This window comes from Acinetobacter sp. YH18001 (assembly GCF_013416975.1).
GTDB classification, from domain to species: Bacteria; Pseudomonadota; Gammaproteobacteria; order Pseudomonadales; family Moraxellaceae; genus Acinetobacter; species Acinetobacter pseudolwoffii.
In genome coordinates, this window is the sequence record NZ_VPEU01000037.1 from 1 (window position 1) to 26,577 (window position 26,577).

25 protein-coding genes are annotated in these 26,577 nt (G+C 42.9%); 7 read left to right on the forward strand and 18 right to left on the reverse strand.

Annotation, left to right across the window (positions count from 1 at the left end; translation table 11 throughout):
• Nucleotides 1–199 precede the first annotated feature (199 nt).
• From FTV48_RS11145 to FTV48_RS11165, 5 genes are all read right to left on the reverse strand, one after another.
• Entirely contained in the window at nucleotides 200–790 is a 591-nt protein-coding gene (locus FTV48_RS11145) for a YceI family protein (RefSeq protein ID WP_005171307.1), read from the reverse strand.
• A gap of 128 nt (nucleotides 791–918) precedes the next feature.
• Nucleotides 919–1,374, reverse strand: a complete 456-nt coding sequence (locus tag FTV48_RS11150; protein ID WP_005171309.1) for a GNAT family N-acetyltransferase — start codon at nucleotides 1,372–1,374, stop codon at nucleotides 919–921.
• A gap of 174 nt (nucleotides 1,375–1,548) precedes the next feature.
• Complete coding sequence (locus FTV48_RS11155; RefSeq protein ID WP_005096650.1) at nucleotides 1,549–1,764, reverse strand: hypothetical protein; 216 nt, start codon at nucleotides 1,762–1,764, stop codon at nucleotides 1,549–1,551.
• A 134-nt stretch (nucleotides 1,765–1,898) separates the two neighbouring features.
• Nucleotides 1,899–3,887 (reverse strand): transketolase, encoded by a 1,989-nt coding sequence (tkt, locus tag FTV48_RS11160; protein WP_074382885.1) that lies wholly within the window; start codon nucleotides 3,885–3,887, stop codon nucleotides 1,899–1,901.
• Between the two features lie 451 nt (nucleotides 3,888–4,338).
• Entirely contained in the window at nucleotides 4,339–4,722 is a 384-nt protein-coding gene (locus tag FTV48_RS11165; RefSeq protein ID WP_035337922.1) for a prepilin-type N-terminal cleavage/methylation domain-containing protein, read from the reverse strand.
• A gap of 473 nt (nucleotides 4,723–5,195) precedes the next feature.
• Here FTV48_RS11165 and metK point away from each other — a divergent pair, with 473 nt between their 5' ends.
• From metK to FTV48_RS11180, 3 genes are all read left to right on the forward strand, one after another.
• Complete coding sequence (metK, locus tag FTV48_RS11170; RefSeq protein WP_005096646.1) at nucleotides 5,196–6,362, forward strand: methionine adenosyltransferase; 1,167 nt, start codon at nucleotides 5,196–5,198, stop codon at nucleotides 6,360–6,362.
• Between the two features lie 353 nt (nucleotides 6,363–6,715).
• Nucleotides 6,716–7,060, forward strand: coding sequence for a hypothetical protein (locus tag FTV48_RS11175; protein ID WP_005096643.1), 345 nt, complete (start codon nucleotides 6,716–6,718; stop codon nucleotides 7,058–7,060).
• A gap of 347 nt (nucleotides 7,061–7,407) precedes the next feature.
• Nucleotides 7,408–8,619, forward strand: a complete 1,212-nt coding sequence (locus FTV48_RS11180) for a YeeE/YedE family protein (RefSeq protein WP_074382887.1) — start codon at nucleotides 7,408–7,410, stop codon at nucleotides 8,617–8,619.
• A 52-nt stretch (nucleotides 8,620–8,671) separates the two neighbouring features.
• Here FTV48_RS11180 and FTV48_RS11185 read toward each other — a convergent pair whose 3' ends face one another.
• From FTV48_RS11185 to FTV48_RS11195, 3 genes are all read right to left on the reverse strand, one after another.
• Nucleotides 8,672–9,181 carry a hypothetical protein gene (locus FTV48_RS11185; protein ID WP_005096639.1) on the reverse strand — a complete coding sequence of 170 codons (510 nt, stop codon included), beginning with the start codon at nucleotides 9,179–9,181 and terminating at the stop codon, nucleotides 8,672–8,674.
• 61 nt (nucleotides 9,182–9,242) lie between these two features.
• Nucleotides 9,243–10,022 carry a TIGR03915 family putative DNA repair protein gene (locus FTV48_RS11190; RefSeq protein WP_100328722.1) on the reverse strand — a complete coding sequence of 260 codons (780 nt, stop codon included), beginning with the start codon at nucleotides 10,020–10,022 and terminating at the stop codon, nucleotides 9,243–9,245.
• A complete protein-coding gene (locus FTV48_RS11195; protein ID WP_100355061.1) occupies nucleotides 10,022–11,281 on the reverse strand; it encodes a putative DNA modification/repair radical SAM protein in 1,260 nt (419 codons plus the stop codon). The genes FTV48_RS11190 and FTV48_RS11195 overlap by 1 nt, the downstream gene beginning before the upstream one ends.
• A 206-nt stretch (nucleotides 11,282–11,487) precedes the next feature.
• On the opposite strand from FTV48_RS11195, the gene FTV48_RS11200 reads away from it, so the two are divergent.
• On the forward strand, nucleotides 11,488–12,531 hold the full coding sequence (locus FTV48_RS11200) for a nitronate monooxygenase family protein (RefSeq protein ID WP_180000366.1): 1,044 nt from the start codon (nucleotides 11,488–11,490) through the stop codon (nucleotides 12,529–12,531).
• Nucleotides 12,532–12,586: 55 nt separating this feature from the next.
• Here FTV48_RS11200 and FTV48_RS11205 read toward each other — a convergent pair whose 3' ends face one another.
• A complete protein-coding gene (locus FTV48_RS11205; RefSeq protein ID WP_100357098.1) occupies nucleotides 12,587–13,264 on the reverse strand; it encodes a hypothetical protein in 678 nt (225 codons plus the stop codon).
• A 248-nt stretch (nucleotides 13,265–13,512) separates the two neighbouring features.
• Nucleotides 13,513–14,538 carry a tRNA dihydrouridine synthase DusB gene (gene dusB, locus FTV48_RS11210; protein WP_180000368.1) on the reverse strand — a complete coding sequence of 342 codons (1,026 nt, stop codon included), beginning with the start codon at nucleotides 14,536–14,538 and terminating at the stop codon, nucleotides 13,513–13,515.
• An 80-nt stretch (nucleotides 14,539–14,618) separates the two neighbouring features.
• Here dusB and FTV48_RS11215 point away from each other — a divergent pair, with 80 nt between their 5' ends.
• Nucleotides 14,619–15,827: a DUF1615 family protein gene (locus FTV48_RS11215; RefSeq protein ID WP_180000370.1), complete on the forward strand. Its 1,209-nt coding sequence runs from the start codon at nucleotides 14,619–14,621 to the stop codon at nucleotides 15,825–15,827.
• Nucleotides 15,794–16,447 carry an HAD family hydrolase gene (locus tag FTV48_RS11220; RefSeq protein ID WP_180000372.1) on the forward strand — a complete coding sequence of 218 codons (654 nt, stop codon included), beginning with the start codon at nucleotides 15,794–15,796 and terminating at the stop codon, nucleotides 16,445–16,447. Before FTV48_RS11215 ends, FTV48_RS11220 begins: the two co-directional genes overlap by 34 nt.
• Nucleotides 16,448–16,640: 193 nt before the next feature.
• Here the strand turns inward: FTV48_RS11220 and FTV48_RS11225 are convergent, their stop codons facing one another.
• The gene (locus FTV48_RS11225; protein ID WP_005096627.1) at nucleotides 16,641–17,735 is read right to left on the reverse strand and encodes an acyl-CoA desaturase; all 1,095 of its coding nucleotides are present in this window, start codon (nucleotides 17,733–17,735) and stop codon (nucleotides 16,641–16,643) included.
• 14 nt (nucleotides 17,736–17,749) lie between these two features.
• Nucleotides 17,750–18,814, reverse strand: coding sequence for a flavin reductase family protein (locus tag FTV48_RS11230; protein ID WP_218945917.1), 1,065 nt, complete (start codon nucleotides 18,812–18,814; stop codon nucleotides 17,750–17,752).
• A gap of 153 nt (nucleotides 18,815–18,967) precedes the next feature.
• Here FTV48_RS11230 and fabR point away from each other — a divergent pair, with 153 nt between their 5' ends.
• A complete protein-coding gene (gene fabR / locus FTV48_RS11235) occupies nucleotides 18,968–19,648 on the forward strand; it encodes an HTH-type transcriptional repressor FabR (RefSeq protein ID WP_005096625.1) in 681 nt (226 codons plus the stop codon).
• A gap of 366 nt (nucleotides 19,649–20,014) precedes the next feature.
• Here the strand turns inward: fabR and FTV48_RS11240 are convergent, their stop codons facing one another.
• From FTV48_RS11240 to FTV48_RS11265, 6 genes are all read right to left on the reverse strand, one after another.
• Complete coding sequence (locus FTV48_RS11240; protein ID WP_180000374.1) at nucleotides 20,015–20,815, reverse strand: alpha/beta fold hydrolase; 801 nt, start codon at nucleotides 20,813–20,815, stop codon at nucleotides 20,015–20,017.
• Nucleotides 20,816–20,954: 139 nt separating this feature from the next.
• The gene (locus tag FTV48_RS11245) at nucleotides 20,955–21,221 is read right to left on the reverse strand and encodes a PAAR domain-containing protein (protein ID WP_180000376.1); all 267 of its coding nucleotides are present in this window, start codon (nucleotides 21,219–21,221) and stop codon (nucleotides 20,955–20,957) included.
• A gap of 146 nt (nucleotides 21,222–21,367) precedes the next feature.
• Nucleotides 21,368–24,205 (reverse strand): RNA polymerase-associated protein RapA, encoded by a 2,838-nt coding sequence (rapA, locus tag FTV48_RS11250; protein WP_180000377.1) that lies wholly within the window; start codon nucleotides 24,203–24,205, stop codon nucleotides 21,368–21,370.
• A 143-nt stretch (nucleotides 24,206–24,348) separates the two neighbouring features.
• The gene (locus FTV48_RS11255; RefSeq protein WP_180000379.1) at nucleotides 24,349–24,993 is read right to left on the reverse strand and encodes an RluA family pseudouridine synthase; all 645 of its coding nucleotides are present in this window, start codon (nucleotides 24,991–24,993) and stop codon (nucleotides 24,349–24,351) included.
• Between the two features lie 133 nt (nucleotides 24,994–25,126).
• A complete protein-coding gene (locus tag FTV48_RS11260; protein WP_180000382.1) occupies nucleotides 25,127–25,834 on the reverse strand; it encodes a phosphopantetheine-binding protein in 708 nt (235 codons plus the stop codon).
• Nucleotides 25,835–26,015: 181 nt separating this feature from the next.
• The coding region (locus tag FTV48_RS11265; RefSeq protein WP_218945920.1) for a hypothetical protein at nucleotides 26,016–26,577 on the reverse strand (562 nt) is incomplete at its 5' end.

Consider the following 26,577-nt stretch of genomic DNA (forward strand, 5'->3'; position numbering starts at 1 on the left):
TTGTAGCCATTATTTTTTCAATGCCGAAGATGACGACTTATTATCAAAAATTTGCCAAATGGATTGATGGAGTTACAGGCGGGATCTTTATCAGTTTTGGCTGTCTGCTGATTCTGAATCGTGATTAGATCTAAGTCATTTTATTTGATAAAAAAGCACCTAAATCAGGTGCTTTTTCATACTACCCATACAGAGAATCTTATTTCTTTGTAGGCGCAGGTACAGTGGCTTCAGTGGTAATCTGAACAGTAATTTTATCACCCACACTCGGTACGTTTGCTCCTAAACCAAATGCAGAGCGGTCAAATGAAGTGGTTGCATTGAAACCAATTGCTGGAACTTTCATCATTGGATGTTCAGCCTGTTTGTTTAAAACAGCATCCAATACCACAGGTTTGGTCACGCCTTTAATAGTTAAGTCACCAGTAATTTTGAAGTTCTTTTTGTTCTGCGTTTCTACTTTGGTACTTTTAAAGCTGATGTTTGGATATTTTGCTGCATCAAAGAAATCGGCTTTCTTTAAGTGATCATCTAAAGCTGTCACGTTGGTATTAATACTGGATACTGGAATTGTCACATGCACAGCTGACTTTGCCGGTTGTTCATTGTCCACCACGATTTTGCCCTGAATATCAGAGAAATTACCAGATGGCGTAGAAAAACCGAAATGATCCCAGCTAAATACGGCTGCAGTATGGGTCGGGTCAATTGTATAGGTTACTGGTTTTGCAATAGAAAATGTTGCTACAGATGAAACCGCTAAGCCTAATGCTAATGTTTTGAAATTCATGTTTTTATCTCTCGTTTTGGATGTTATTCAGTGTATAGAATTCAGAAATATTTACAGCTCTAAAGATAAAACGTTTTGTTGCAGCGATGAAACGATAAATTTGTAAGTTATTTTTTAAATTTCTATTATTAATCCATACGGTACTGGATAAATCCGGTCTTTTTGGCCACTTTATCATAGAGCATTTGTGCCTGACGATTTGATTCATGCGTGAGCCAGTAAACGCGGTCACAATTACGCTGTTCTGCCACCTGATAAACCTGTTCAATCAACTTGCAAGCGATACCTTGACCTCGATACTGCGAAGGCACAAATAAATCCTGCAAATAAGCATAAGGCCGTAGCGTCCAACTGCTGTCATGCTCGACCACATGTACAATGCCCACCACTTTTTCATCAAGCAATGCAGCAAATCCATACATCGAATCTAGCTCAGTACTGTGTAATTTCGCCCAGGTATTTTCACTGACCTCGTCACAGATCTTCGCATGATAAAAAGCCTGATATTCTTGCCATAAAGGCAGCCATTGGTACTGTGATATTTGCTCTAAAGATTTGATCTGAATCTGGGAATTTATTTTCATGTTTACCAACTTCTTTTGCCTATTTCATCAATATAAGCCGTTTCGATAGGATGCTGAGTTCTATAGCGAGTTACAAGCTTATCTTTATCTCATCTGGTTTTGATAAGCAACTTCCAGACAAAAATCATCTGGCATAAAAAAAGCCCCAATCAGGGACTTTTTAGTATTTTAGCTTTACAGTTTTTCAACCAGAATACGATCAACCTGTTTTAGGCCAGTCGTCTTTTCATGGTTTTTACGGCGGACTTTGATGACTTTTTCTTCCGCGAGTTCTTGCAGCATTAACTCAACCGCCATCATGGCCTCAAGAGGTAGATCCTGCCCGATCCATTTCTGTTCGCCTGCATCCATCAGAGTAATTTCTTCGCTAATTTGCTCGTACAAGCTCATGTTCATCTCACTTTTTGCATTCAATTATCAAGAGAACTCTTCAACTCTTGTCACATGAAAACAGAGCTAAAAAGACCAAAAAACAAAAAGACGCCCCAAAACTGGGACGCCATTTTAAACTTTTAAAGGGCTGATTAAGCAGTAATTTCTTTTACTGCTGCAACAACGGCTTCAGTGGTAATACCAAAGTGCTGGAACAAGTCTTTTGCAGGTGCAGATTCACCATAAGTACTCATACCAATCACGCGACCATCTAGACCAACGAATTTCCACCAATAATCTACATGCGCTGCTTCAACCGCAACACGCGCACGAATATTGGATGGAAGAACCGCTTCACGGTACGCTGCATCTTGCTTCATGAATTCTTCAGCACATGGCATAGACACGACACGCACGCCCTCAAGCTGTGCATAAGCTTCCATTGCCAAAGCAACCTCTGAACCTGTTGCAATAATAATCGCTTTTAATTCGCCTTTTTCTTCAGCCAATACATAACCACCTTTCGCAGCGTTCTCAATTTGTGTTTGAGTACGAGTTTGGAAAGCTAAGTTTTGACGAGAGAAGATTAACGCTGTCGGACCCTCAGAACGAGTCAATGCAGACTTCCAAGAAATTGCAGCTTCAACGGTGTCACATGGACGCCAGGTATTCAGGTTTGGTGTACCACGTAAAGATGCAATTTGCTCGATTGGCTGATGCGTAGGACCATCTTCACCTAGACCAATAGAGTCATGTGTGTACACATGAATCACACGTTGCTTCATCAAGGCAGACATACGTACTGCATTACGTGCATATTCCATAAACATCAGGAATGTAGCCACATAAGGAATGAAACCGCCATGCAGCGCAACACCATTGGCGATTGCAGTCATACCGAATTCACGCACGCCATAATGTACGTAGTTACCCGCTGCATTGTCTTGTACACCTTGCGCACCTTTCCACAGCGTCAGGTTAGAACCAGCCAAGTCCGCAGAACCGCCTAGAACTTCTGGCAATAATGGAACCAGTGCTTGCAATGCATTTTGGCTTGCTTTACGTGTCGCGATGGTTTCAGCTTTAGCATTCACTTCAGCGATATAAGCATCTGCTTTTGCAACGAAGTCCGCTGGCAAATCACCTGACATACGGCGTTTTAGCTCTGCCGCTTCAGTCGGATATTTTGCAGCATAGGCAGCAAATGTTTCATTCCACGCTGCTTCAGTTTTAGCGCCCTTGTCTTTGGCATCCCAAGCTGCATACACATCTTCAGGAATAACAAATGCTTCGTCAGTCCAGCCTAATGCTGCACGCGTCAAGACAATTTCATCATGCCCGAGTGGCGCACCATGGCTGTCTTCTTTACCTTGCTTGTTTGGTGAACCCAAACCAATCACTGTTTTACAAATAATGATGGTTGGCTTAGCAGTTTCAGCTTTAGCTGCTAAAGTTGCAGCACGAAGTGCTTCGCTATCATGACCATCTACTTTAAGTACTTGCCAGCCGTAAGCCAAGAAGCGTTGTTCGGTATCGTCAGAGAACCAGCCTTCAACTTCACCATCAATCGAGATACCATTGTCGTCATAATAAGCAATTAACTTACCAAGACCTAAGGTACCTGCCAATGAACACACTTCATGTGAAATACCTTCCATCAGGCAGCCATCGCCCAGGAAGCAGTAAGTAAAGTGATCCACAACCTGAAGGTCATCTTTATTAAATTGTGCGGCTAAGGTTTTTTCAGCCAGCGCAAAACCAACAGCATTGGCGATCCCTTGACCTAGAGGACCAGTCGTCGTTTCAATCCCGGGTGCATAACCCAATTCCGGGTGACCAGGTGTTTTAGAATGAAGTTGACGGAATGCTTTTAGATCTTCAATCGAAAGATCGTAGCCCGTTAAATGAAGCAGTGCATATTGAAGCATAGAGCCATGGCCATTTGACAATACAAAACGGTCACGGTTAGCCCAATTCGGGTTGGTCGGGTTGTGGTTCAGGAATTCACGCCAAACCACATCAGCGATATCTGCCATCCCCATTGGAGCACCTGGATGTCCTGAGTTTGCTTTTTGCACAGCATCCATTGCCAATACACGAATTGCGTTTGCAATACGACGTTCATTAAGCGGGGTTGTCATAAATCAGAGTCCAAAATATTCAGAAATAGGAAATGATGAAAAGACTTTCAAAACTATGGTCTATTGTCTTAAAAAAACAGCGAGGGGTAAAGACTAAGCAACAACATTTATCAGTTTATTAGTCTTGTATTTCCTTATCGGGTAATTATTCCACATTTTTCTCTCTAGTTCTGTTTTCTCTGGTCACTTTTGCGAGGGATTTATTAGACATGATAGTTAGCATATTGTTGTCTGATTGAGCTTTTCAACCCTGCATTTTTTAGAATTGACTGTTATTTCGTTTTTAATCTAAAGTCGGCTCCATCCGTTTAAAGAGAGATGTGTCATATAATTTTCTCGTCGATGATGAAGAGCATTGATGATTCATTCTTATCAATAGATCGATCAACTATGTATTTTTTAGATGAAAAGCTTACATCTATTTAGGCTCAATCATAAGCAGCAAGCGTGCTTAGCGCCCTTGGCAGCTTTTAGGTAAATAGCGCTGATAAATATCGGTCGAGAAGCATTTTCCCGTATAGACATCAAATGCAATTGATTTACCCCGAATCGCTGCATCTAGGCCTTGCTGTCGCAGCTTAAACTCAATTCGGCATGTTGCATTAATCACCACTTTTTCGATATATCGTGTATTCCCCCCAATCTCGCGTCCAGCATCACAATGCTGACCTGAGGCAATGAACTGAGTTCGATATGTGCCAGCCTGCTCAAACACTTCAGCCAGTTGAGCACGTACCACATAGCCCTGATAGCTCATAAACGCCATGGTGGCTAAAATCGCTATCATCGTCAGTACAATCATCACCTCAATTAAGGTAAATGCCTTTTGATACATCATGACTTATCTCCGTACAGCCTTACTTCAAGAAGCCCATACAAAAAGAATCTTGGCCATGCTTAACCGGCCAGTAGTGAAACCTTAGGCCTAATATGCAGAGAAGCCGATGCAACCACAATACAGCTAGTCGAATCATATTGAATCACATGCGAGCGTATTAATGTAATGATCACTTTCCTGAAAATTGCTCAGATTTTAGCTTTATATTTTTCCAATCAGCGATCTTTTAAAATTTATTCGAGAATATAACTGTTTAATTTTGCTACATCTGGGAAAATCCGGATTAATTTGTCGCTCCTTGCCAAATCAGCAATGACGGTTAAATCGACATATCAATTTTTTTAATTCTATTAATCAATTAAAAACACAATAATTTGAAACAATTTCGACCAATTTTGTCGTGTTAAGCTAGTCCTAGAGCGCAACTCGATGTAACATATCGGGTCTTTAAAATTAACTGTGATAGGACTATGCGCGAGTACGCTGTATTTACTTCGGAATCTGTAAGCGAAGGCCATCCAGATAAAATGGCTGACCAAATCAGTGACGCTATTTTGGATGCAATCTTAAAAGAAGACCCTTATGCACGGGTTGCTTGTGAAACGCTTGTAAAAACAGGTGCGGTTGTACTTGCCGGTGAAATCACAACGACGGCCAATATCGATTTTGAAGCGGTAGTACGCCATACCGTGAACGGTATTGGTTATCACCATTCTGATCTGGGTTTTGATGGTTCGACCTGTGCCGTAATCAACATGATTGGCAAACAGTCACCTGAAATTGCTCAGGGTGTAGACCGTCAGAAACCTGAAGATCAAGGTGCCGGCGACCAAGGTTTGATGTTTGGTTATGCCAGCCGTGAAACTGACGTTTTAATGCCTGCGCCAATTACCTATGCACATCGCTTAATGGAAAAACAAGCAGAGCTTCGTCGTAATGGAACTTTGCCTTGGTTACGCCCAGATGCGAAAAGCCAAGTGACCTTTGCTTATGAAAATGGCAAACCTGTTCGTTTAGATGCTGTGGTTTTGTCGACTCAACACGATCCTGAAATTTCACAAGCCAATCTTAAAGAAGCTGTGATTGAAGAAATCGTGAAGAAAATCATTCCTGCCGATATGTTCCATGCAGAGACCAAATTCCACATCAACCCAACGGGTATGTTCGTGATTGGCGGCCCTGTCGGTGACTGTGGTTTGACTGGTCGTAAAATTATCGTAGATACCTACGGTGGTATGGCGCGTCATGGCGGTGGTGCTTTCTCTGGTAAAGATCCATCTAAGGTTGACCGTTCTGCTGCCTATGCAGGGCGTTATGTAGCAAAAAATATCGTTGCGGCTGGTCTTGCAGACAAGTGTGAAATCCAGGTGTCTTATGCGATTGGTGTTGCTGAACCTACTTCAATTTCAATCAACACTTTTAATACTGCAAAAGTATCTGAAGAATTGATTATTGCCTTGGTTCGTGAGCACTTTGACCTACGCCCATATGGCATTACCCGCATGCTGGATCTGATTCAGCCAATGTATAAGCAGACTGCGGCTTATGGTCATTTTGGCCGTGAAGGCTCTGATACGGCCTTTACTTGGGAAAAAACCGACAAAGTGGAAGCGCTTAAAGCCTCTGCTGGTCTCTAATTTTCTCTTTAAAAAGCCCGCACCCTGCGGGCTTTTTTTATGACTGGGATTTTATTGCTTAAAATCATCTTTTTTACACGACTGACAACTTAAATCGCAAGATTAATAATATACCCCGTTCATTTCCATCATCCTTGAATGCTTATTAAATTAGAAATTTTTTAGTTTCTGGATCTGACTCATTTAATACACTTAAAACAACTTATTAAATAAGTCCTGAGCGAGTTAAAGCAGCATAAGTATTGAAAAAAGTTACAGTTAATCAACAAATTTTGATCTATTTTCTAGCATAAACTTTAAGAAATGACTGTTAAATTAGTTGGCAGCTATACAACAACAAGGGATATTACTCGATGAATAAATTAATGATTGCTTTAGGTTTAGTGGCAACTGTTGCCTTGGTCGGCTGTAACAAAGATAAAGCACCTGAAACCGGGGCAACGACAGGTGAGCATTTAGAAAATGCAGCAGATCAAGCCGGTCATGATATGCAAGATGCAAGCCGTGAAGCTGCGGTAGACACTGAAAGAGCCTTGGATAATGCAGCGGAAAATACAGCTCAAGCAGCTGACGAAGCTGCTGCTGCAACGTCTCGAGCAGCAGATGCTACTGCTGAAGCAGCACGAAAAGCCACTGCGGCCACTGCAGCTGCGGTTGAAGAAGGTGCTGGCAATGTTCGAGAAAAAGCTGAAAACTGATTTTAGCTCTCAGTTTAATGCTTAAAAAGCCTGCGATTCAATTTGCAGGCTTTTTTATGTACTTCATTTGAAAATCTAGAAACTCAAAAATGCTCGATACTGATCTATCGGCATAAAACCATACGATTAAATCTGCAATTTATTTAAGCTGCTTAAGTGTAGAGAATTACAGAATAATGAGATGTTCCATTAGATTTATTTTTATAATTCACTCCCACAAATCAGATAAAGTGATAAAACTTATCAACTATAAGAATGACTTAATACTCACTCATTGGCCAAAATGGGCTGCATTTAAGCTGAAATTCAGTAGAATACCAGCCTTTATTTTTAAAATTTAATCTCCCATGTCAGTCATTGCTGCTGCTTCCCAACGGTCGAATATTTCGGTCTGGGTGGCTTTTATTTTACTTGTAATCGGTACAATCGGTGCCTATCAGATCGTTGGCTTAAATCAGGCTCTGTTATTTTTAATCGGTGGTGCGCTAGGCATGACCCTGTACCATGCCTCATTTGGTTTTACCTCGAGTTGGCGCGTCTTTATCAAGGAACGTCGCGGTCGTGGTCTGCGTGCACAAATGATTATGCTCGCTCTAGCAGTATTGTTATTCTTCCCCGCTTTAGGTGCGGGTGAATTGTTTGGCAACCCGGTCACAGGTAACGTCAGTCCTGTTTCCATGTCAGTCATGATTGGTGCCTTTATTTTCGGCATCGGCATGCAGCTCGGTGGCGGTTGTGCATCGGGTACGCTGTATACCGTGGGTGGTGGTAGTGCACGTATGCTGGTAACACTCTTGTTCTTCTGTATCGGCTCTGTGATTGCAACCTCACACTTAGACTGGTGGTTTGCTTTGCCGCATCTGGAACCTATTTCTCTGGTACAGAGTTTAGGGGTGATGCCTGGATTGCTGCTGAGCTTTGTTATTTTTGCACTGATTGCTGCGGCGACTGTTTATTTCGAAAAGAAACGTCATGGTCGTCTGGAAGTAGAACCAAGCAGTGAGCATCAAGGCTGGAAACGCTTTATTCGTGGTCCATGGCCTCTGATTTGGGGCGGGATTATTCTGACCCTGCTCAACTTTGCGACGTTGGCACTTGCAGGTCGTCCTTGGGGCGTGACTTCTGCCCTGGCAGTTTGGGGTGCAAAAGGCGCCACTTTAGTGGGTGTTGATGTAACTGCATGGGATTATTGGCAGAAAGCTGGCAATGCCAAAGCACTTACAGAGTCGTTGTGGTTTGATATTACCTCGATGATGAACTTTGGCATCATGCTCGGTGCTTTGCTGGCAGCCAGTCTGGCAGGTAAGTTTGCCCCGAATTTCAACATTCCGAAACGCTCGCTCATTGCTGCTGTTGTCGGTGGCATCATGCTCGGCTATGGTGCACGCTTGGCCTATGGTTGTAATATTGGTGCGTATTTCAGTGGCATCGCTTCAGGCAGTTTACATGGCTGGTTATGGCTGGTGTTTGCCTTTATCGGTAATGGTATTGGGGTGAAACTTCGTCCAATCTTCTTCCCGGAAGAAAAACCACAAGCTGAAAAAATTACAGGTTGTTAATTATTTAAACTAAAAAGCCCATCTTAATGATAGGCTTTTTTATCTTTAAGATTTAAAGCGCGGCTTTTAAATTACAACCATAACCCATGGTCTGCTGAACCTGACGATAAGTGGTATAGCGATCCAGAATAAAAGTATAGAAGTGATCGGCATTCGAAAAATTGTCTTTTAGATTTTCATTGGCAGCATTCGGCAATTGGATGTCATCGACCAGTTCCAGATTATAATGCCCCAAACGATACATATCGGCAAAATAAGCATTCATCATATCGCAATAGGCAATTTTACTTGGTTTTAATGCCGTACTGCTGACCAAATGACGGTTTAAAGTTTGCAGATTATTCACATCTAAAGGAAACTGGTGTGAGAAAGCAATACTTTCTAGTTTTTTAAATTTCTGAAAATCCTGAGCCAATTGGCTATTGAGTGCATCAAAACGTTGCTGCAATTCCTGCGCTGTCTGAACCTGATATTTGACTGGATCGACGACCGGTTTTTGTGGCTCTTTCGAGCATGCTGTTAATCCAATGAGCAGCGCCAATGACGTTAGCCATACCTTCATATCTATGCACTCAATCTAAATATAAACGCTTATTATGCCTGAAAGATGCCAGATGTACTGTTTAAAGTGTTTTCTCATTCATATAACGCCAGTAGCGTTTCGGCACATATTGAATATGCAGTTTCATATTGTTACGTGTCTGAATATTCACACTATTAAAATAATCTTTCCAGAGCTGATCATACAGCCATTCATCATCATCCAGTTCGATACTGAATGACTGACTGTGCCCAATCTGGATTTGTGAATCAATTGCTTCAGCATTCATCTCGACCTGATGTACCTGCTCTAAATCATAATAAATCCCATAATTGCGCAGCTCATCATAAATCAGCCAGGATTGATCCTGATAGCGCTCCTGAAAATGTCGGGAAATAATCGGTAGAACATTAAAGTCTGGCTTAACCAGACTCAGGAATAGTCCATCCTTGGCCTTTTTAAAGCGTACAAAAGCCTCCATACGGTGCTTTTCCCGTCCGACTTGCTTGGCCCATTGCGACATACCGATAACCGCATGATGACCATAATCTTTATCGACAGGTCGCTGGTTTTTAAATACATAAACCGCGAAATCAAATAGAATCTGAAACGCTGCTTCTTGTTCCGACAGAAAAGTATAGTAAAAGGCACGCAAGCTGCTGGAGGAGACTTTTTGCTTGAGCCCCTGCCAGACCCGCTGTCCATGCTCATCATTAGAGCTAACATAAATAAATTCATCAAACAGGCCATTTTGTGCTTGTGGATTGGCAGTGATGCGGGCATTCAATTCCTTAAACTCAAAAGCCCGAAATACACAACTGAGCAAGCCGGTCATGCTGCCATCAAAACAGTAACAGGCCATCAGAATGCCAGTCCAAGCTGTGGTGAAAGCTGCTGCTGATATTTAGATTGACCAGACTGTAAAATTTGCTGACGGATCTGATGCGATTGCTGATCTTTCTTAAATTTTGGCGTATCAGCACAGCGGATAAAATGCTGTGCGCGGTTATATGCCACACCCATGCGTTTTAGCTGATCGATATGAATCTGACCAAAACGGCGTGCCTGTACAATTTTTTTGGCCGAACTTACCCCAATACCCGGTACACGCAAAATCATTTTATAGTCGGCATGGTTAATATCAACTGGAAAAGCTTCAGGATGTCGCAAGGCCCAGCTGAGTTTGGGATCAATATCCAGATCCAGATTCGGATGCTGGTCATCGACAATTTCATCGGCAGAAAATTCATAAAAACGCATTAACCAGTCGGATTGATATAGACGGTTTTCTCTTAATAATGGCGGCGCTGAACCGACAACCGGTAAGGCTTTTTCTTCAGGATTAATCGGAATATAGCCGGAAAAATACACCCGTTTCAGCTTAAATTCCTTGTAATGCCGATCGGCCATTAAAATAATGTCTTGGTCAGTTTCACTGTGTGCGCCCACCACCATCTGTGTGGTTTGTCCGGCAGGTACAAATTTTGGCACCGATTTAATCAATTTGCGTTCATCTTTGAGCTGGATCAGTCGATCCCGCACAATCCCCAAATCTTTTTGTACTTCGGCATGGGTTTTTTCAGGAGCAAACTTCTGTAATCCGGCTTCAGTCGGCATTTCCAGATTAATACTCATGCGGTCTACGTATAGTCCGGCTTCGGTAATGATTTCCTGAGATGCACCCGGAATGGTTTTCAAATGAATATAGCCATTAAAGTTTTCTTCTAGTCGCAGTTTTTTCACCACCTGTAGCATCCGCTCCATAGTGTGATCGGCTGATTTAAAAATACCCGAGCTTAAAAACAGACCTTCAATATAATTACGGCGGTAAAAGTTCATGGTCAAATCCACCACTTCCTGCACGGTAAATGCTGCTCGCTTGACGTCATTGGAACGGCGCGAAACACAATAAGAGCAATTAAAAATACAGACATTGGAAAATAGAATTTTCAGCAAGGAAACGCAGCGGCCATCTTCGGTGTAGCTATGACAAATACCATTGCCGGTATTTCCTACCCCTTTGTCTTTATTTTTACGATTGCTTCCACTGGATGAACAGGACACATCATACTTGGCAGCATCGGCTAAAATTTGCAGTTTTTCACGGATACGATCAGACATGAGCTCAGAAAGATTTGACCAAAATGCTATTATAAAGTCTTCAATTGCAGCGCTATAGTTGATCTGTCTGGCTAGCGACATAGCGTGTCGTGAGAAATGTAAATGACAGCTAAGCAAAGTTTAAGTATTTCAAAATAAAATAACCAATATGATTTGCTTAATTTTGAACTCAAGGGCAAAGTAAAAACATAACAAGGAGCAAATCTATGTCTTTATTAGAAAATCTCGGAATTAAACATCCTATTTTCTTGGCGCCGATGGCAGGTGTCTCTACAGCTGAACTTGCAGCTGAAGTGTCCAATCAAGGCGGCTTGGGTTCACTCGGTTTGGGAGCCAGCAGTATCGAGGCAGCACGACAACAGATTTTAAAAACTCAAGAATTGACAGACTGCCCTTTTCAGGTGAATTTTTTCTGTCATGACAGTGTGCCCCTAGATGAAGCTGTCGCGCAGGCATGGATCGCACAGTTTAAAAATAAATTTATTGAATATGGGGCGCAGCCACCCGAGCATTTAAACTGTATTTATCCGAGCTTTAAAGACAATGATGACTTCCTGAATCTGGTGCTGGAAACCAAACCACGGGCGGTCAGTTTTCATTTTGGCATTCCGCATCCGCATCAGATTCAAGCCTTAAAACAGGCAGGAATTTTAACCATGGTTTCTGCGACCAATTTTGCCGAAGCCAAAGCCATCGAAGCTGCCGGAATTGATATTATTATTGCCCAAGGCATTGAAGCCGGCGGTCATCGTGGAATTTTCAGTACCAAATTCGATGCTTCGGTCAAAACCTCTAATCTGGTGAAACTGATCAAACAGCATTGTTCCCTGCCGATTGTAGCGGCAGGCGGGATTATGGACGGCCAACAGGCAAGACAAATGCTGGATTTCGGTGCCGATGCCGTGCAACTTGGCACTGCATTTGTACAGTGCAAATCGTCCAATGCCAACGAGGCTTATCGTAAAGCCCTGCTTTCCAAGCCACTCACTCAAGTCAGTGCCAGTATTTCCGGTCGCCCTGCTCGCGGAATCATCAACCACTGGCATATGGATGTCGACACACCCGATCGTCTGGATGTGCCGGCTTATCCTTATACCTATGATCTGGCCAAGCAATTACATGCTGCTGCAGCCAAACAAGACGATCAGGGTTATGGCGCGTTCTGGGCAGGCTCAAATGTGGCACAAATTCGTGAAATGGAAGCGTCTGATCTGATCAATCAGCTGGTGCTGGAAATGAAACATCTCTAAAATTTATCAGCATAAAAAACCTCTCTAATTAGAGAGGTTTTTTATTCAGTCGGACTTAGCGGGTAAGTCGATGCCAGGCATCTTTGACTGCAAACTTGGCTTCTTCCCAATTTAAGCGGGATTCACCTTTCACCTGTTCCCACTTGGTCCGTAGTTCAGGTTCCGCATGATCAAAATCTGTATCACGATCATACATGGCACGGTTTTCATAACCTACGCGATAAGCGCCGCGATAGTCACGATCATAGTCTAGATCGCTGTAGGTATTCCGCGTTTCATTAAAATACGGGCGATTATGATACTCATCGCGCCAGTAATTATCTTCGGCAATCAACTGGTCGGGATGCTGATAATTATCTGCCTCACTTCGAACTTCTGGATGCTGGTAGTTATCTGCCTGTTTTTGGCGATCTGATGTTGCAATATCATTACCGGCAATGCCACCAACCACACCACCGATAATGCCGCCCACCACTGCACCTGGAGGACCACCGACCAGACCTGCAACGGCCCCTACAGCAGCACCACCTACTGTACCCGCACCGGTCGCGGCCAGATTATCTTTGCCTTCATTCATATCTGGCACATTCGGATTATCTTTTTCAGGAGTATTTAAATCCGGACGTGCATTGGCATCAGTAGGATCTATATTTAAGCCTTCGCTGCGTTCTTGTGGCAATTCCGTTGACGTTTTATGGCTAAATTCTGTGACTGGACGATTGGTATTTGTCATTACAGATCTCCCTTGGTGATGACTACAAACAAGAAGGATCACCTCCTGTTCATATTAGATGAATCTATCATAGAACAAGTTTAAGTAAGCAATGTCCAAGTCCTGTCCGGTTTAAGTCAACAAAATGTTGTGCTGTGTATTTGACCGGCTTAAGTGTAAACAGCGTGCTAAAATCGACGCGCTCAAGATAAAAAAGGTAGTATTTCTACACAAAACATATTTCTTGATTACCTCCTACTAGCCTGCCATCATTTGGTCTCTAATAAATTGACCTGTTCGACCTGAACATCACTCATGGTTGAGCCATGTTCAAGTAAAGTATTAAAATAATCTTCTACTACACGATATTGATCAGCTGTATTTTCTACCTGATACATGCCCTGACGAAACTCGTTGCTTGAACGCAGACCTTTGGTATACCAGGCAATATGTTTCCGGGAAATTCGGCAACCGGAATACTCGCCATAAAACTCATATAGCTCAGCCAAATGTCCCAATAGAACATCCTTAACTTCTGTAATACTCGGCGCATCCAGATGTTGGCCAGTTTTTAAATAATGGGCAATTTCACGAAAAATCCAGGGACGACCTTGTGCTGCACGTCCGATCATGATGGCATCTGCACCGGTATAATCCAGTACGTATTTGGCTTTTTCAGGACTGTCAATATCTCCGTTGGCAATCACGGGAATATTCAACATGTCTTTTACATCTTTAATGAGTGAATAACGGGCGGTATTTAAATACATATCTTCACGGGTACGGCCATGTAAAGCCAGCGCCGCAATTCCGGCATCTTCCGCACGTTTTGCCACCCGCATGATATTTTCATGACCATTTAAATACCCCAGACGGGTTTTTAAAGTCACCGGCACATCGACCGCAGCCACGACGGTATCCAAGATACGGGCAACTAAATCTTCATCCTGTAGCAAGGCTGAACCGGCTAATCGATTACAGACCTTTTTGGCTGGACAGCCCATATTAATATCAACAATTTGTGCACCATTGGCCACCTGATAACGCGCAGCCTCAGCCAGATCTTGTGGATCTGAACCGGCAATCTGGGCTGAGATGGGTGCCAGCTCCCCATCAAAATTGGCACGGTAGAGACTTTTTTTGCTCATACGCAAAGTTTTGTCTGAGGTCATCATTTCACTGACCGCATGACCTGCACCAAAATACTTGCACAAGGTTCTAAACGGACGGTCAGTCACACCTGCCATGGGGGCGACAATCAAATTGTTTGACAGTTGATATGGACCAATATACATATAAATTCATCACTTTTTTGATGGGCATAGTATACTGCATCTGCCTTATTCGCTCATCTTTTCAATTAATTTACCACACCATGAATAAAACTTTTGCTGATTGTTTTTCTGTTAAGTCATTGTCTGTACTTGCACTTTCTCTGGGTCTTGCCGGCTGTGGCAATGGCTCATGGTGGTCAAAAGATGATGAACCGACACTTGAAGTTGAACATATTCGTAAAGCAATTCCGAGTCGGGTAAATCAGCGTGAGTCCTGGGCACAAGATATTTACGACATCACCGAACAGTTGGGTATTCCTCAAACCAAGGAAAATGTCTGCACGATTGTGGCCGTGGTCGATCAGGAATCCAATTTTGTGGCAGACCCTACAGTACCAGGTCTGGGAGAAAAAGCGGTTAAAGAAGTTCAGGATCGTCTTGAAGAAAAATTCAAAGATAAACTCGGACAAGCAATCGGTGGAACAGTTGCGGGATATTTCCAGGAAGTACTCAAGAACCATCCAAGCCCAGAAGATAACTATTTAAGCCAGATGCGCCGGGTAAAAACCGAACGCGAACTGGATGAGTTATATCGTGAAATATTTGACTATATGTCGAAGCATTACCATGTCAGCGCACTGACCGGTGCTGCAAAACTGGTCGGCCAGAACATTGGCGAGAAAATGAATCCGATTACCACTTTGGGTTCAATGCAAGTGCATATTAGTTATGTCAAGGAATATAAACGTCAAGGTGGCAACATCGCAGCCTTACGCTCCGATGTCTATACGCAATATGGCGGCCTATATTACGGGATTCATCGTCTGATGATGTATCCTGCAGATTATGACAAACCGATCTACCGTTTTGCAGACTATAACTCGGGCATGTATTCCAGCCGAAATGCCGCTTTTCAGAGCATGCTCAATGATTTAACTGAAGCTGAACTCGATCTGGATGGCGATTTATTACTCTATAACAAAGATGGCGCGATCCGTTCGCAGAAGAGTCAATCCGAGCGTGAGCTGATCAGTGTATTTGCGAAAAATAATTTTATTATTACCGAACGTCAAATCCGCGCCGATTTAAAGAAAGAAAAAGAGAAAGATTTTGAAGATACCATGACCTATCGTGGGATCAGCAAGCTCTATCAGGAAAAAACAGGCAAAGATCCGATATATGCAATCATGCCGGAAGTGGTCATTTCTGGACCAAAACTGAGTCGTGATTACAATACCAACTGGTTTGCCACCCGTGTCGATGGTCGATATCAAACATGCATGCGCAAAATCAAACACCTAAAACTCTAGCCTTATTTGATTTTGATGGCACCCTGTATACAGACGACAGTTTTACCGGGTTCATTTTCTATGCCTTGAAAAAACGGCATATTTTAAGACGCGGCATTCGTCTCCTGCCCTGGATTCAGGCCTATTATCTGAAGCTGTACCCTGCCCATGCGATGCGTCCAAAATTGTATGGCAACATGTTTAAGGACAGCGATGCAGAAGAAATTTTACAACTGGCGCAGGACTATGCCCAGCAGCTGGTCTTTAAGTTTAATCCAAAACTGTTGCAGCAACTTCGGCAACATCAGCAACTGGGTCATGAGATCGCGCTGGTTTCAGCATCACTGGATTTATACTTGAAACCGGTCTGTACCTATTTAAATATCGATTTACTGTGTAGCGAAGTTGAAATCAAAGCTGGAAAAATAACAGGATTTTATCAGACTCCAGATTGTAGTAATGCGCAGAAGAAACTGAGAATTTTAGAAAAATATCGTCTGGAAGATTATGCTGAAATTTATGCCTATGGTAACAGCGAAGAAGATCAGGAAATGCTGAGTTTGGCACATCAAAGCTATCTGGAAGGACAAGATCAGCAATTGCCAAAAATTAATCTACCATCCGATTCAATGACATATTAGGGCTTTAAAATTTCCGCTTTATTGATACGCCATAATAATCTTTAACAAGCACTTAAATGACAGATGAGTTGTCGCTCAATGATACTTTTAAGGCAGATCTGATGACTGAATCATCCAGACTTTTTTGTTTAAATATAAGCTTCATCCATAAAAAAACCACCTCAAATAAGGTGGTTTTTAGCTTTAAGAAATATTATTTCTTAAACGGAAATGCATATTTCACAATACGTTTGATTACGCTGCCATACTGTTTTACCAGACTGGCATTGTTGTAGTTCAAACCATATTTTTCACACACCGCCTGAACTTTTGGCGCCATTTGGCGGTAACGACGGGCAGGCACATCAGGATACAGATGATGTTCAATCTGGTGACTTAAATGACCCGTCAAGATATGGAATGCTTCAGAACCGGTCAGGTTAGATGAACCACGAATTTGGCGCATATACCAGTGACCACGGCTCTCATTTTGCAGTACCGATTTCGGGAACACCTCTACATCTTTGGTAAAGTGGCCACAGAAAATAATACTGAACGTCCAGATATTACGCAGACCATTGGCCACCATATTACCCGTCAAAACTGGCAAAGCAGCAGGACCTGCAATCAATGGAAAGAACACATAATCTTTAAACAATTGTTTACCGATTTTGTTCTGCATTGGGCGCCATTCTTCTTTGGTCTGCTCTTTGCTTTTGCGACCTTTGAAATATTTACCCAATTCAAGGTTCTGAATGGCCACGCCCCACTGGAACAGCAAACAGAATGGCACCGCATAAATCGGTTGTAATAAATAACCCGGTTTCCAGCGCTGTTCTGGGAACAGACGCAATAGACCATAACCGATATCATCATCCATACCTTTGATATTGGTATAAGTATGATGTTTAAAGTTATGGGTTTGACGCCAGTTATCCGAAGTACCTACGATATCCCATTCATAGGTCTGGCCATTCATTTTAGGATCATTCATCCAGTCATACTGACCATGCATGACATTGTGACCCAGTTCCATGTTTTCCATGATTTTGGCAAAGCCTAATAGACCTGTGCCTAGCAACCATGCTGGTGGGAACCAGCCTGCAAACAATAGCGCACGACCGGCAATTGATGAATAACGGATGGTTGAATAGACACGACGGATATATTTCGCGTCTTTTTCACCTAAATCATCCAGCACTTCTTGCTTGATCGCATCAAGTTCACGTGCAAGTTCATCGAGTTCTACTTGTGATAATTCACGGTTTTTAGGATTTTTAAAATATTGAAATTTTACTGGCATATTCATAGGATAAAACTCGCTTATAGGTCGATGACTAGATCAGTCTGCGCTGAGTTAACACAAATTTTGAGCAGATTACCTGGCTCAGTATTTCGTGCGCCGTTTACCAAATTCTTGGTCGAACCTTCCACTTTATTGCAGGCGCATTTATTACAAATGCCCATACGGCAACCATGTGTCGGTTTGATATTTTGTTGTTCCAGACTCACCAAAATGGACTGGCCTTTTGGAATACTGACAATTTTTTTCGACTGGGTCAGGGTGACATTAATAAAGCCGATATCGGATTGATCCGCCAGACTCATGCTAAAGGCTTCACCCTTAAACTCTTTGGCTGAAGCAAACAGCTGCTCTGCAGTCGATACAAAACCTGACGGGCCGCAGCAATAGACCGTGCTATTTTCCAGATTTTGCAAATCTGTCAGATAAGTTTCATTCAGACGAGCTGCCGCAGCTTGTTCTTGCGTGGCATAAACATGAAATGAGAAATTTGTATGTTTCTGAGCAAGTTCTTCGAAACGTGCTTTAAATGCTGCATCTTGATGTTTTTTAACCCAGTACCACAAGCTCACTGGTGTTGATAATTCACCCTTTTTGCTCAGGCTTTCCAGCATGCTCAGCATTGGGGTAATCCCGCTGCCTGCTGCAAGCAAGATCAGTGGACTCTCCTGCTGAGGCACAGTCATATCGCCATAAGGCTGACCAAATTCGATGACATCACCCACTTGCGCCTGCTCTGCAAACCAGGTGCTGACTTTACCGGCATGGACTTTTTTCACGGTCAATAACACATGCTGGGCATCTACATGGGTCAAACTATAGCTACGTTCATAACGGATGCCCTTCACCACCACATAGACCGGATGGTGTTGCCCCGCTTTACCAAACTTAAATAAACGATTCACTTGAATTTTCAGACTCAGCATATCCTGTGCAGCATTTTCCTTGTGCACAATCTTGCCCAATGGCTGATTCAACGACCATATCGGATTGAGTTTCTGAATCCAGAAATTAATCGCATGCTGATCGACGACACTGTCAGACAGTGCATTCAACGGCATTTTAAGTTTTTGGAGTACATGCATCGTTATCGACATCATCTTGAGGTTTTGAATTATTATACACATGTATATATATTTGTATATACATGTGTATTGTTTCCATTCATTTCACAAGCCTGTCGTGCTCGGTTATAATCAAACGATTCATGCATGAACCTATTGATGAACGAGCCTTCAATGAAAATAAGCAGTGACGCATCTCTACTACAATCGAAAAGCATTGATGAGCCGATTATCGTACGGAGTGTCGGTCGCAAGGCCACCATTACCAAAGAAGAACTGTTTCAGGCAGCATTAAACCTGATTGGTCCACAAAAAAGTATTGCATCGTTGAGCCTGCGCGAAGTCGCACGTGAGGCCGGTATTGCGCCAAACAGTTTCTATCGTCATTTTAAAGATATTGATGAGCTGGCCATTGAGCTGATTGATCGTGCCGGGATTGTATTACGTCAGATTCTGCATGAAGCACGCTTAAAAGCCTCCCGACAAAGCAGTATTATTCGTAGTTCGGTCGAAATTTTTATTGCTCAGCTGGATGCAGATGAAGGCAATTTAAGCCTGTTATTGCGTGAAGGTTATACCGGTTCAAAATCGTATAAACAGGCTGTAGAACGCCAGTTAAATTATTTTCAGCAGGAATTGCAGGATGATTTGATTCGTCTGGAACGCCTGAATAATAGAAAGTTATTACATGCCGATATTGCCGCCAAAGCCATTACTCAACTGGTGTTTAACATGGGGGCCAATGTCATTGACATGCCGGCTGAAGACCGCCAGGAAATTGCCGAACAGACCATGCTCATGATTCGGATGATTCTGGAAGGCGCTCGCCATCTGGAAGATTCGCAGCTGCGTTAATTTTCCAATTTGCGTAAAATGATATAAAAAGAGACGTACTAGACGGATTACTGTCCCAAAGTTAAAGTGATTAGCTTTAAGTTACGCGCGTGTGGCAGGGATGCCACACACTACCTATCACGACAGGACGTCGTGTATGGGTAATAAGAGACTTTTGCCTACTTTGGGGCTTTCCAAAGTAGGGTTGCGCCTGCACAAATCCATTTAAACTTTTAAAGGAAAGATGAGGCTGCGCAATATCCAAGTATAAATATCAGATATTTAAAAACACTATCGAATTGCTTTTATTACTCCATACAATTCAAACTATAGCCTAGTTAAAATTGTGCAACAGTAGTGGTACCAGTCGTCTCTTTTTTATGACGATTACAACAATACAAGTTGAGCTTTGACCGCCTTTGCAGTCGCTTCCGGATACTCAAGCGGAAACATATGTCCGCCTTCGACCACTGAATAATTGATCCGATAAATCTTGTGCATGCCTTGAGGCAAACCCTGCTGATAAAACTGGCTCTGCTCTGCAGTCATCAGATGAATCGGCACTTCAGGTGGTCGTCTTGGCGTACGCCACCACCATGCCGGTACAGTCCGGAAAATCTCCGCTTCTACCTGTTTTGGAATGCTCAAAGTCACCCCACCGCGTTCAGGTTCTGGCTGAATGCCACTCTCGATATAATCAGCAAAACATTGCTCATCAAAATTGCTAAATAAGCGGTTTGATCTGAGTGCATCAACTGCGGCCTGTTTCGATGGCCAGTGATCCTTGCGTTTTAGCGTAATTCCTGCAGGTGTATAGCGATCGATACTTTTCAGATTCAGCTTTTTAACCAGTTCAAACATGGCGCTGTTTTTTCCAATAATAAATGGCGGATCCATAATTAACAGTTTGGAAAACAGTTCCGGACGTCGATACGCTGCCATCAAAGTCACCAGACCACCAAAGGAATGTCCGAGACCCACCACCTGCTGCTGAGGAAATTGCTGCTCGATATCTGTAATGACTTCATCGACCAGATAGCGCCAGTCTGGCGTAATCGGATATTGCGACTTCATGCCAATCAAGGGAATCGCTTTGACCTCATATTCTGGCTGGAAACAGTCCAGAAATTTCTGATAGGTTGCCGCAGGGATGCCATTGGCATGGGTAAAATGTAGGGCTTGTTTCATTATTTTCCAAACGCAGCGCGTATTCATCCTGAAATCATCGGATGAGCTTACTGATCTGAAAAGTCATGTGATAGTGCCAAAACGCTCAAAGCATGACCTTGAAGTCAGCTCTTCTTATTTTATTAAACGAATTTAAGATTTATTTCTGCGATACCGTCAAATGCTGCATGGCTAGAAAAGTCGCGCCGCAACTGGTCTTATCCCCTGCGATAAGCATTGCCCGTCCTTTGACAGTAATAGATAAATCGCTGGAGATTGCGGTGACCATGGTCTGGCATTTGGGACAATAATGCGTCATGCCATTTAAATGTACGGCGATGCCATTCATAATCAAAGACGGCTCACTTCCCACCACAATACCACCGTGAGTGGTTTTAGCACCGAGACCAATAAAGGCTTTGGACATACTTTTTAGTTCTTGTTATTCAGTAGGCTGATTTTAAACACAAGAAAAATGACAGGCCAGTATTCCCCGACCAAAACAATATAAAAGCCGAATTTCGGCCATAAAAAAAAGCAGCCCGAAAGCTGCATTTTTTAATTGCTTAAAACTTAAGGCTTGACGACTACCATCACCTGGATTGCTTCCGGGGTCACAGATAAACCATCCAGTAGGCTGAGACCTTCTTTCTGCAACTTCTGTAAACGTGAAATTTCATCTTCACGGATACTTGGATTAAACTGTTTCAGATAGGTCAGACGGTCAATTTCATATTGCCATTTATTGCCATACACTTCTTTGGCTTGCTGCTTGAAGTTTGGCAATGCACTACGTGCCAGTTCAAGTGCTTGCTGATAACGTGCCTCAATCACATCACGACGTGCTTTCACTACTTGGCGGCAGCTGTTGCCATCTAAATGATGCAGATACGGTTTTAAAATTTCAGGCGCAATTTTTTGTGAAAGATCCTGACCTTTCTCGCTTAATAACACACGAACCAATTGTTGCGGCAGGCTTGATGGCAAGTTCAATGCTTTCGGTGCAACCACATCGACCTTGAACCAGACTTCCAGCAATACCGAACCTTGTGGCAGTGCCGCAGATTTTAATACCGCAACGTTGGTGCTACCAAAGCCTTGAGTATTGATCATTTCCATCACACTTTCAGTGAATGGATGTTCCAGGGTCAGGTATTGCGCATCTTCGCGGATTTGTGCCTGATCACGATAGAAAGTGGCAGTGATGCCTTCTTCATCCAGTGTCAAACCTTGAACCTGCATTTGATCTGTCGGCTTGATGATCACGGTACCGTTACTTTGCTCGTCAAAGTCAATATTCGTGGACGCCATAAAGCGTTTCATGAAGATCGGCAAAGTAGTATTGTCATCATAGTCTTCAAGCGCGTTGACAATTTCCTGTGCCACCACCGGACGGCAAGAGTTGTACTCTAGCAAACGGTCACGACCTTCCTGCAATTCAGCTTCCAGCGCTTCACGTTGTACGCTGACTTCTTCCAGCAGGTCTTCAAACGCTTGACCTTTGTCTGCCAATAGACAGTCTTTCAAGCGAACAATAAAGTTTTCTTGCAAGGTTTGTGCGGTTGGGGAAATATTGCCGAAAATATTCAAGGCTTCGTTATACCAGCGGAACATACGGTCTTGCGCAGTTCCCACCAGATAAGGCACATGAATCTGAATCCGGTTTTCCTGACCGATACGATCCAGACGGCCAATACGCTGTTCTAAAACGTCCGGGTTGGCAGGAAGATCGAACAGAATTAAATCAGATGCAAACTGGAAGTTACGTCCTTCTGAACCAATTTCCGAACAAAGTAAAATCTGTGCACCATAAGAATCTTCAGCAAAATAAGCGGCAGCCTGATCACGCTCTAACAAGCTCATGCCTTCATGGAACATCGCGGTACGAATACCGGCATGTAAGCGAAGTACATTTTCCAGCGCTTCAACCACTGGCCCGCTACGCGCAATCAGTAAAACTTTCTTGTGTTTTAAATCGGTACGCAAACGCTCCATCAACCACATCACACGTGGATCGGCTTCCATCCACGAGCCATCGAGCTGAGCTTCTTCAGGCCACATTTGCTCACGTAATTTACCATCTTTCGACCAGTGTTCTGGTGCTGGCAATGGCGCTGGCTGACAGTCACGACCCGGGAAGCCTTGAATCGCTTCACGCGTGTTACGAAACAGGATACGACCTGTACCATGACGGTCTAAAAGTTCGTGAATGGCACGGAAACGCTGTTCAGGATGGTCTTCAATCGGATGACCTAACAAGCCCTCAATCGCAGTTAAATGTTCTGCTTCTAGCGGCATGTCTGACATCAGCACTTCTGCGATTTTAGCCGTATGCTGATATTGCGCTTCTTCATCAAGGAAACGATCCAGCGAGTTAAAACGCTGCGGATCAAGCAAACGCAGGCGTGCAAAGTGACTTTCCACACCGAGCTGTTCAGGTGTTGCTGTCAACAACAACACGCCCGGCGTATGTTCAGCCAGCTCTTCGACCAGATCATAACGGTCATTACCGCCATCTTCTTCGCTCCACATCAAATGATGCGCTTCATCGACCACCAGCAAGTCGAAACCTGCTTCAAGTGCCTGTTCACGAAGATCTTCATGGTCGACCATCAAATCGACAGAGGCAATAATTTTTTGTTCAGTCAGGAACGGATTTTGTTCAGGATCATGTTCTTTGATGGATGCCGTACGGGTCAAGTCAAACAGCGAGAACTCAAGATTGAAACGACGGCGCATCTCGATCATCCACTGATATTGCAGTGAATCCGGTACTAAAATCAGAATACGTTCAGAGCGGCCAGTTTTTAGCTGTTGATGAATGATCAGACCAGCTTCAATGGTTTTGCCCAGACCGACTTCATCGGCCAGTAATACACGCGGTGCAAAACGCTGACCGACTTCATGTGCAATATACAGCTGATGCGGAATCAGGCCGACACGTGAACCTACTAAACCACGCAGTGGACTGCTTTGCATATTGGCCTGCATCAGCAGCGCTTCAATACGCAGGTCATACCATTCTTTATAATCGACCTGACTGGCCAATAAACGGTCTAGAGGCTTGGACAACTGGATGGTGGCACCAATGCGGGTTTCATTCAGCGATTTACGTTCTTCAGTCCCATCTTCCAGGGTACGAATGACGTGATAACGCACCACGCCATTGCGGTCTTCCACGGATTCTACAATCCATTTGGTCCCTTCCTGATCATGTAATTCATCTTTCACATTAAATATGATACGAGATAAGGGTGCATTGCTACGTGCATAGACGCGAGTTTCATCGCTTTTCGGGAATAAAATGCTAACCGACCGCTCATCAACATCAATAAGAACGCCTAAACCGAGTTCTGTTTCAGTATCTGATAACCAACGTTGACCAATAGCAAATTGCTGCAATTTTTCCACCTTTATCTTAAGTACAAGATTATGAATATTAGGCTCAATCACGAAACGTCATTGGAGCAAAATTTCACACCTTCAAGCAATGTATTTTGACATAAAGCCCACTAAAAAGTGAGCATAATTCACGCCGATTCAAGAAGTATTTTCTAGAACGGCGCCGGACAATAAAATTCGACCAGCTGATCTGTTTGAGGATGATAAAAACTCAAACGTTCAGCATGTAAATGTAGACGCGAGCTGAGCTGTTGCTGTTCGGCTGTGGCATATAAGGTATCGCCGATAATCGGATGTCCCAGATATTGCATATGCACACGCAACTGATGCGAACGACCGGTAATTGGCGTAAGTTTCACCCGAGTCACGGCTTGTCCCTGAATATTAAAGTGTTCGATCGCCTGCCAATGCGTGATGGCCGGCTTGTTATGTGCGGGATCTGCGATATGTAAGGGCGGACGGCTTGGGTCATATACCACTGGCACCTCAATGCTACCTTCACCTTCGAGTGTACCGGCAACCACGGCCTGATAGGTTTTGTCGGTCTGGCGTTCCTGAAACTGGCGGGAAATGTTTTTTTGTCCCCATTTTGTTAGACCAAACACGAGAATGCCGGAAGTATCGCGATCCAGTCGATGGATCAGTAAGGTTTTTGGTTCTATTTTTAATAATCGGTTAATCAGGCAATCTTGTAAATCTTCTGTTTTCCCGGGAACTGTGAGTAAACCTGCAGGTTTGTGGATGACCATAAAATCGTCATCACAATGTATCAGATGTTCGGTTAGAAAATTACTCAAAGTTCAATCCCAGGCTGATCGCGAAAAACAAGGCGGCCATGATAGAAAGCTTCGCCCATAATTACAATGCGCTTTTATGTAAATGCTGATGAAATTTCCGATTTAGGTCATAAAAATGCTCAATCGCAGCGTATCAACCTGAGGATTGTAAAATGAAGCCTGCCAATTCATGCAAAGATGCATGCTGTCGTACATCTTCATAACGAATATTGGCACCATGTGCACGCCATACACCGACCAAACTCACCACGGCTACAGAGTCCAATCCATAATTTCTTAAATCGACATAGGAATCAATCTCCAGAGCATCTATGTCTAGCTGTTCTGCCACAGCCAACATAATACCTTTGGTTGATAAGATATAGTCTGAGGGCGCACTTAAATCCCACAACCGTGTCAGACTATAAGTATTTAAGTGATGCACACCTTGACTGGAAATATTTTCGATCCACTGAATATGCTGTTCCTGATTGGCCAATAAGATTGCGTCATCGACCACACCTATTTGATCTGTCACACTCATCAAATGCGGTAAGATTTGCTTGAGCATCGGTGTGACCTGCCCTGTAAAAATCAGTTGTGGATGCGTGGAGGCATATTCACCAAGCTGTTGCATACCCTGCATCAGGTCATCACCATATAAATCGACAATGGGAATATCCAGTGCTTTGGCTTTATTGGTCAATTGAATCAAATTCGCCATGAGTCCACTTTCTTGTATGCCCTGTTGCATACGCAAGTTTTGTAATCCGACTAAGACCAAAACCGATTGGTTCGATGCAAGCTGCCATTTGGCTTGAGATGGGGCAAGTTGGATTTTTTTGGGTATTGGGTACAGCATGGGAGACTCTTATAAATACAAAATAACGTAATGATTCATGCTATGTGAGTTTAGCATCTATTTGAAAAACACTCTGATTGTACGAACATTTATTCTTATAGTTTTGTATAAGCACCATTATGTTAAATGGGCGTTAAAGTGGTTAAGTTAAAATACGAAAAATCATAAAAGTGAATAGATACTAATTTACGTCTTTAATAAGTGTGTAGAAAGAATTTGATAAATCACAGTTAAACTTCTGAATTAATGCGGAAATATAATAGTCTGAATCATCAGCTTCAAAATAAATAGTTTTATACTTTTTAAGTAATGTCTTAAACTCATGTTGAAAGAAAGCTAAATAGTAGTTCATACGATCTTCATACATCCCTCCTATATATGCGATTTCTATTAAATTATCATCTGAGTTACCAATAAGGACGTAAGCACAGAGATCGTAATAACTATTTAAGAGTATTCTTGATTGTTCTAAGTTTATATTTTCTAAATTTTCGAACAATTGATCAGGAGGAATTTCTTGAGCTAAACGATTAACACTTTCATGATATCGACTATAGTTAAAGTGGAATAATTTCTTAAACTCTATCCATTCATCTACAGACATGTGATTTAAGCTTTTGGTTCTTATTGTTTTTGGATCAGTAATAATTTCATTTAATCTAGTTAACTCAATCAAGTAAGAAGTTCTGGCAATATAAAAACCATGTAATTCGAGTAGCTCATGTAGGTGAGTATCCCTAGAA

Bases quoted from the DNA above. Each gene is read 5' to 3' on its own strand.
- FTV48_RS11190 (WP_100328722.1), bottom strand. From the start codon at position 10,022: ATGGCCTGTTACTGTTTTGATGGCAGCATGACCGGCTTGCTCAGTTGT.
- metK (WP_005096646.1), top strand. From the start codon at position 5,196: ATGCGCGAGTACGCTGTATTTACTTCGGAATCTGTAAGCGAAGGCCAT.
- FTV48_RS11150 (WP_005171309.1), bottom strand. From the start codon at position 1,374: ATGAAAATAAATTCCCAGATTCAGATCAAATCTTTAGAGCAAATATCA.
- FTV48_RS11165 (WP_035337922.1), bottom strand. From the start codon at position 4,722: ATGTATCAAAAGGCATTTACCTTAATTGAGGTGATGATTGTACTGACG.
- fabR (WP_005096625.1), top strand. From the start codon at position 18,968: ATGAAAATAAGCAGTGACGCATCTCTACTACAATCGAAAAGCATTGAT.
- FTV48_RS11220 (WP_180000372.1), top strand. From the start codon at position 15,794: ATGCATGCGCAAAATCAAACACCTAAAACTCTAGCCTTATTTGATTTT.
- FTV48_RS11195 (WP_100355061.1), bottom strand. From the start codon at position 11,281: ATGTCTGATCGTATCCGTGAAAAACTGCAAATTTTAGCCGATGCTGCC.
- FTV48_RS11215 (WP_180000370.1), top strand. From the start codon at position 14,619: ATGAATAAAACTTTTGCTGATTGTTTTTCTGTTAAGTCATTGTCTGTA.
- FTV48_RS11240 (WP_180000374.1), bottom strand. From the start codon at position 20,815: ATGAAACAAGCCCTACATTTTACCCATGCCAATGGCATCCCTGCGGCA.
- FTV48_RS11205 (WP_100357098.1), bottom strand. From the start codon at position 13,264: ATGACAAATACCAATCGTCCAGTCACAGAATTTAGCCATAAAACGTCA.
- FTV48_RS11225 (WP_005096627.1), bottom strand. From the start codon at position 17,735: ATGAATATGCCAGTAAAATTTCAATATTTTAAAAATCCTAAAAACCGT.
- FTV48_RS11145 (WP_005171307.1), bottom strand. From the start codon at position 790: ATGAATTTCAAAACATTAGCATTAGGCTTAGCGGTTTCATCTGTAGCA.
- FTV48_RS11175 (WP_005096643.1), top strand. From the start codon at position 6,716: ATGAATAAATTAATGATTGCTTTAGGTTTAGTGGCAACTGTTGCCTTG.
- FTV48_RS11230 (WP_218945917.1), bottom strand. From the start codon at position 18,814: ATGCATGTACTCCAAAAACTTAAAATGCCGTTGAATGCACTGTCTGAC.
- FTV48_RS11185 (WP_005096639.1), bottom strand. From the start codon at position 9,181: ATGAAGGTATGGCTAACGTCATTGGCGCTGCTCATTGGATTAACAGCA.
- dusB (WP_180000368.1), bottom strand. From the start codon at position 14,538: ATGTATATTGGTCCATATCAACTGTCAAACAATTTGATTGTCGCCCCC.
- FTV48_RS11155 (WP_005096650.1), bottom strand. From the start codon at position 1,764: ATGAGCTTGTACGAGCAAATTAGCGAAGAAATTACTCTGATGGATGCA.
- FTV48_RS11200 (WP_180000366.1), top strand. From the start codon at position 11,488: ATGTCTTTATTAGAAAATCTCGGAATTAAACATCCTATTTTCTTGGCG.
- FTV48_RS11260 (WP_180000382.1), bottom strand. From the start codon at position 25,834: ATGCTGTACCCAATACCCAAAAAAATCCAACTTGCCCCATCTCAAGCC.
- tkt (WP_074382885.1), bottom strand. From the start codon at position 3,887: ATGACAACCCCGCTTAATGAACGTCGTATTGCAAACGCAATTCGTGTA.
- FTV48_RS11245 (WP_180000376.1), bottom strand. From the start codon at position 21,221: ATGTCCAAAGCCTTTATTGGTCTCGGTGCTAAAACCACTCACGGTGGT.
- FTV48_RS11180 (WP_074382887.1), top strand. From the start codon at position 7,408: ATGTCAGTCATTGCTGCTGCTTCCCAACGGTCGAATATTTCGGTCTGG.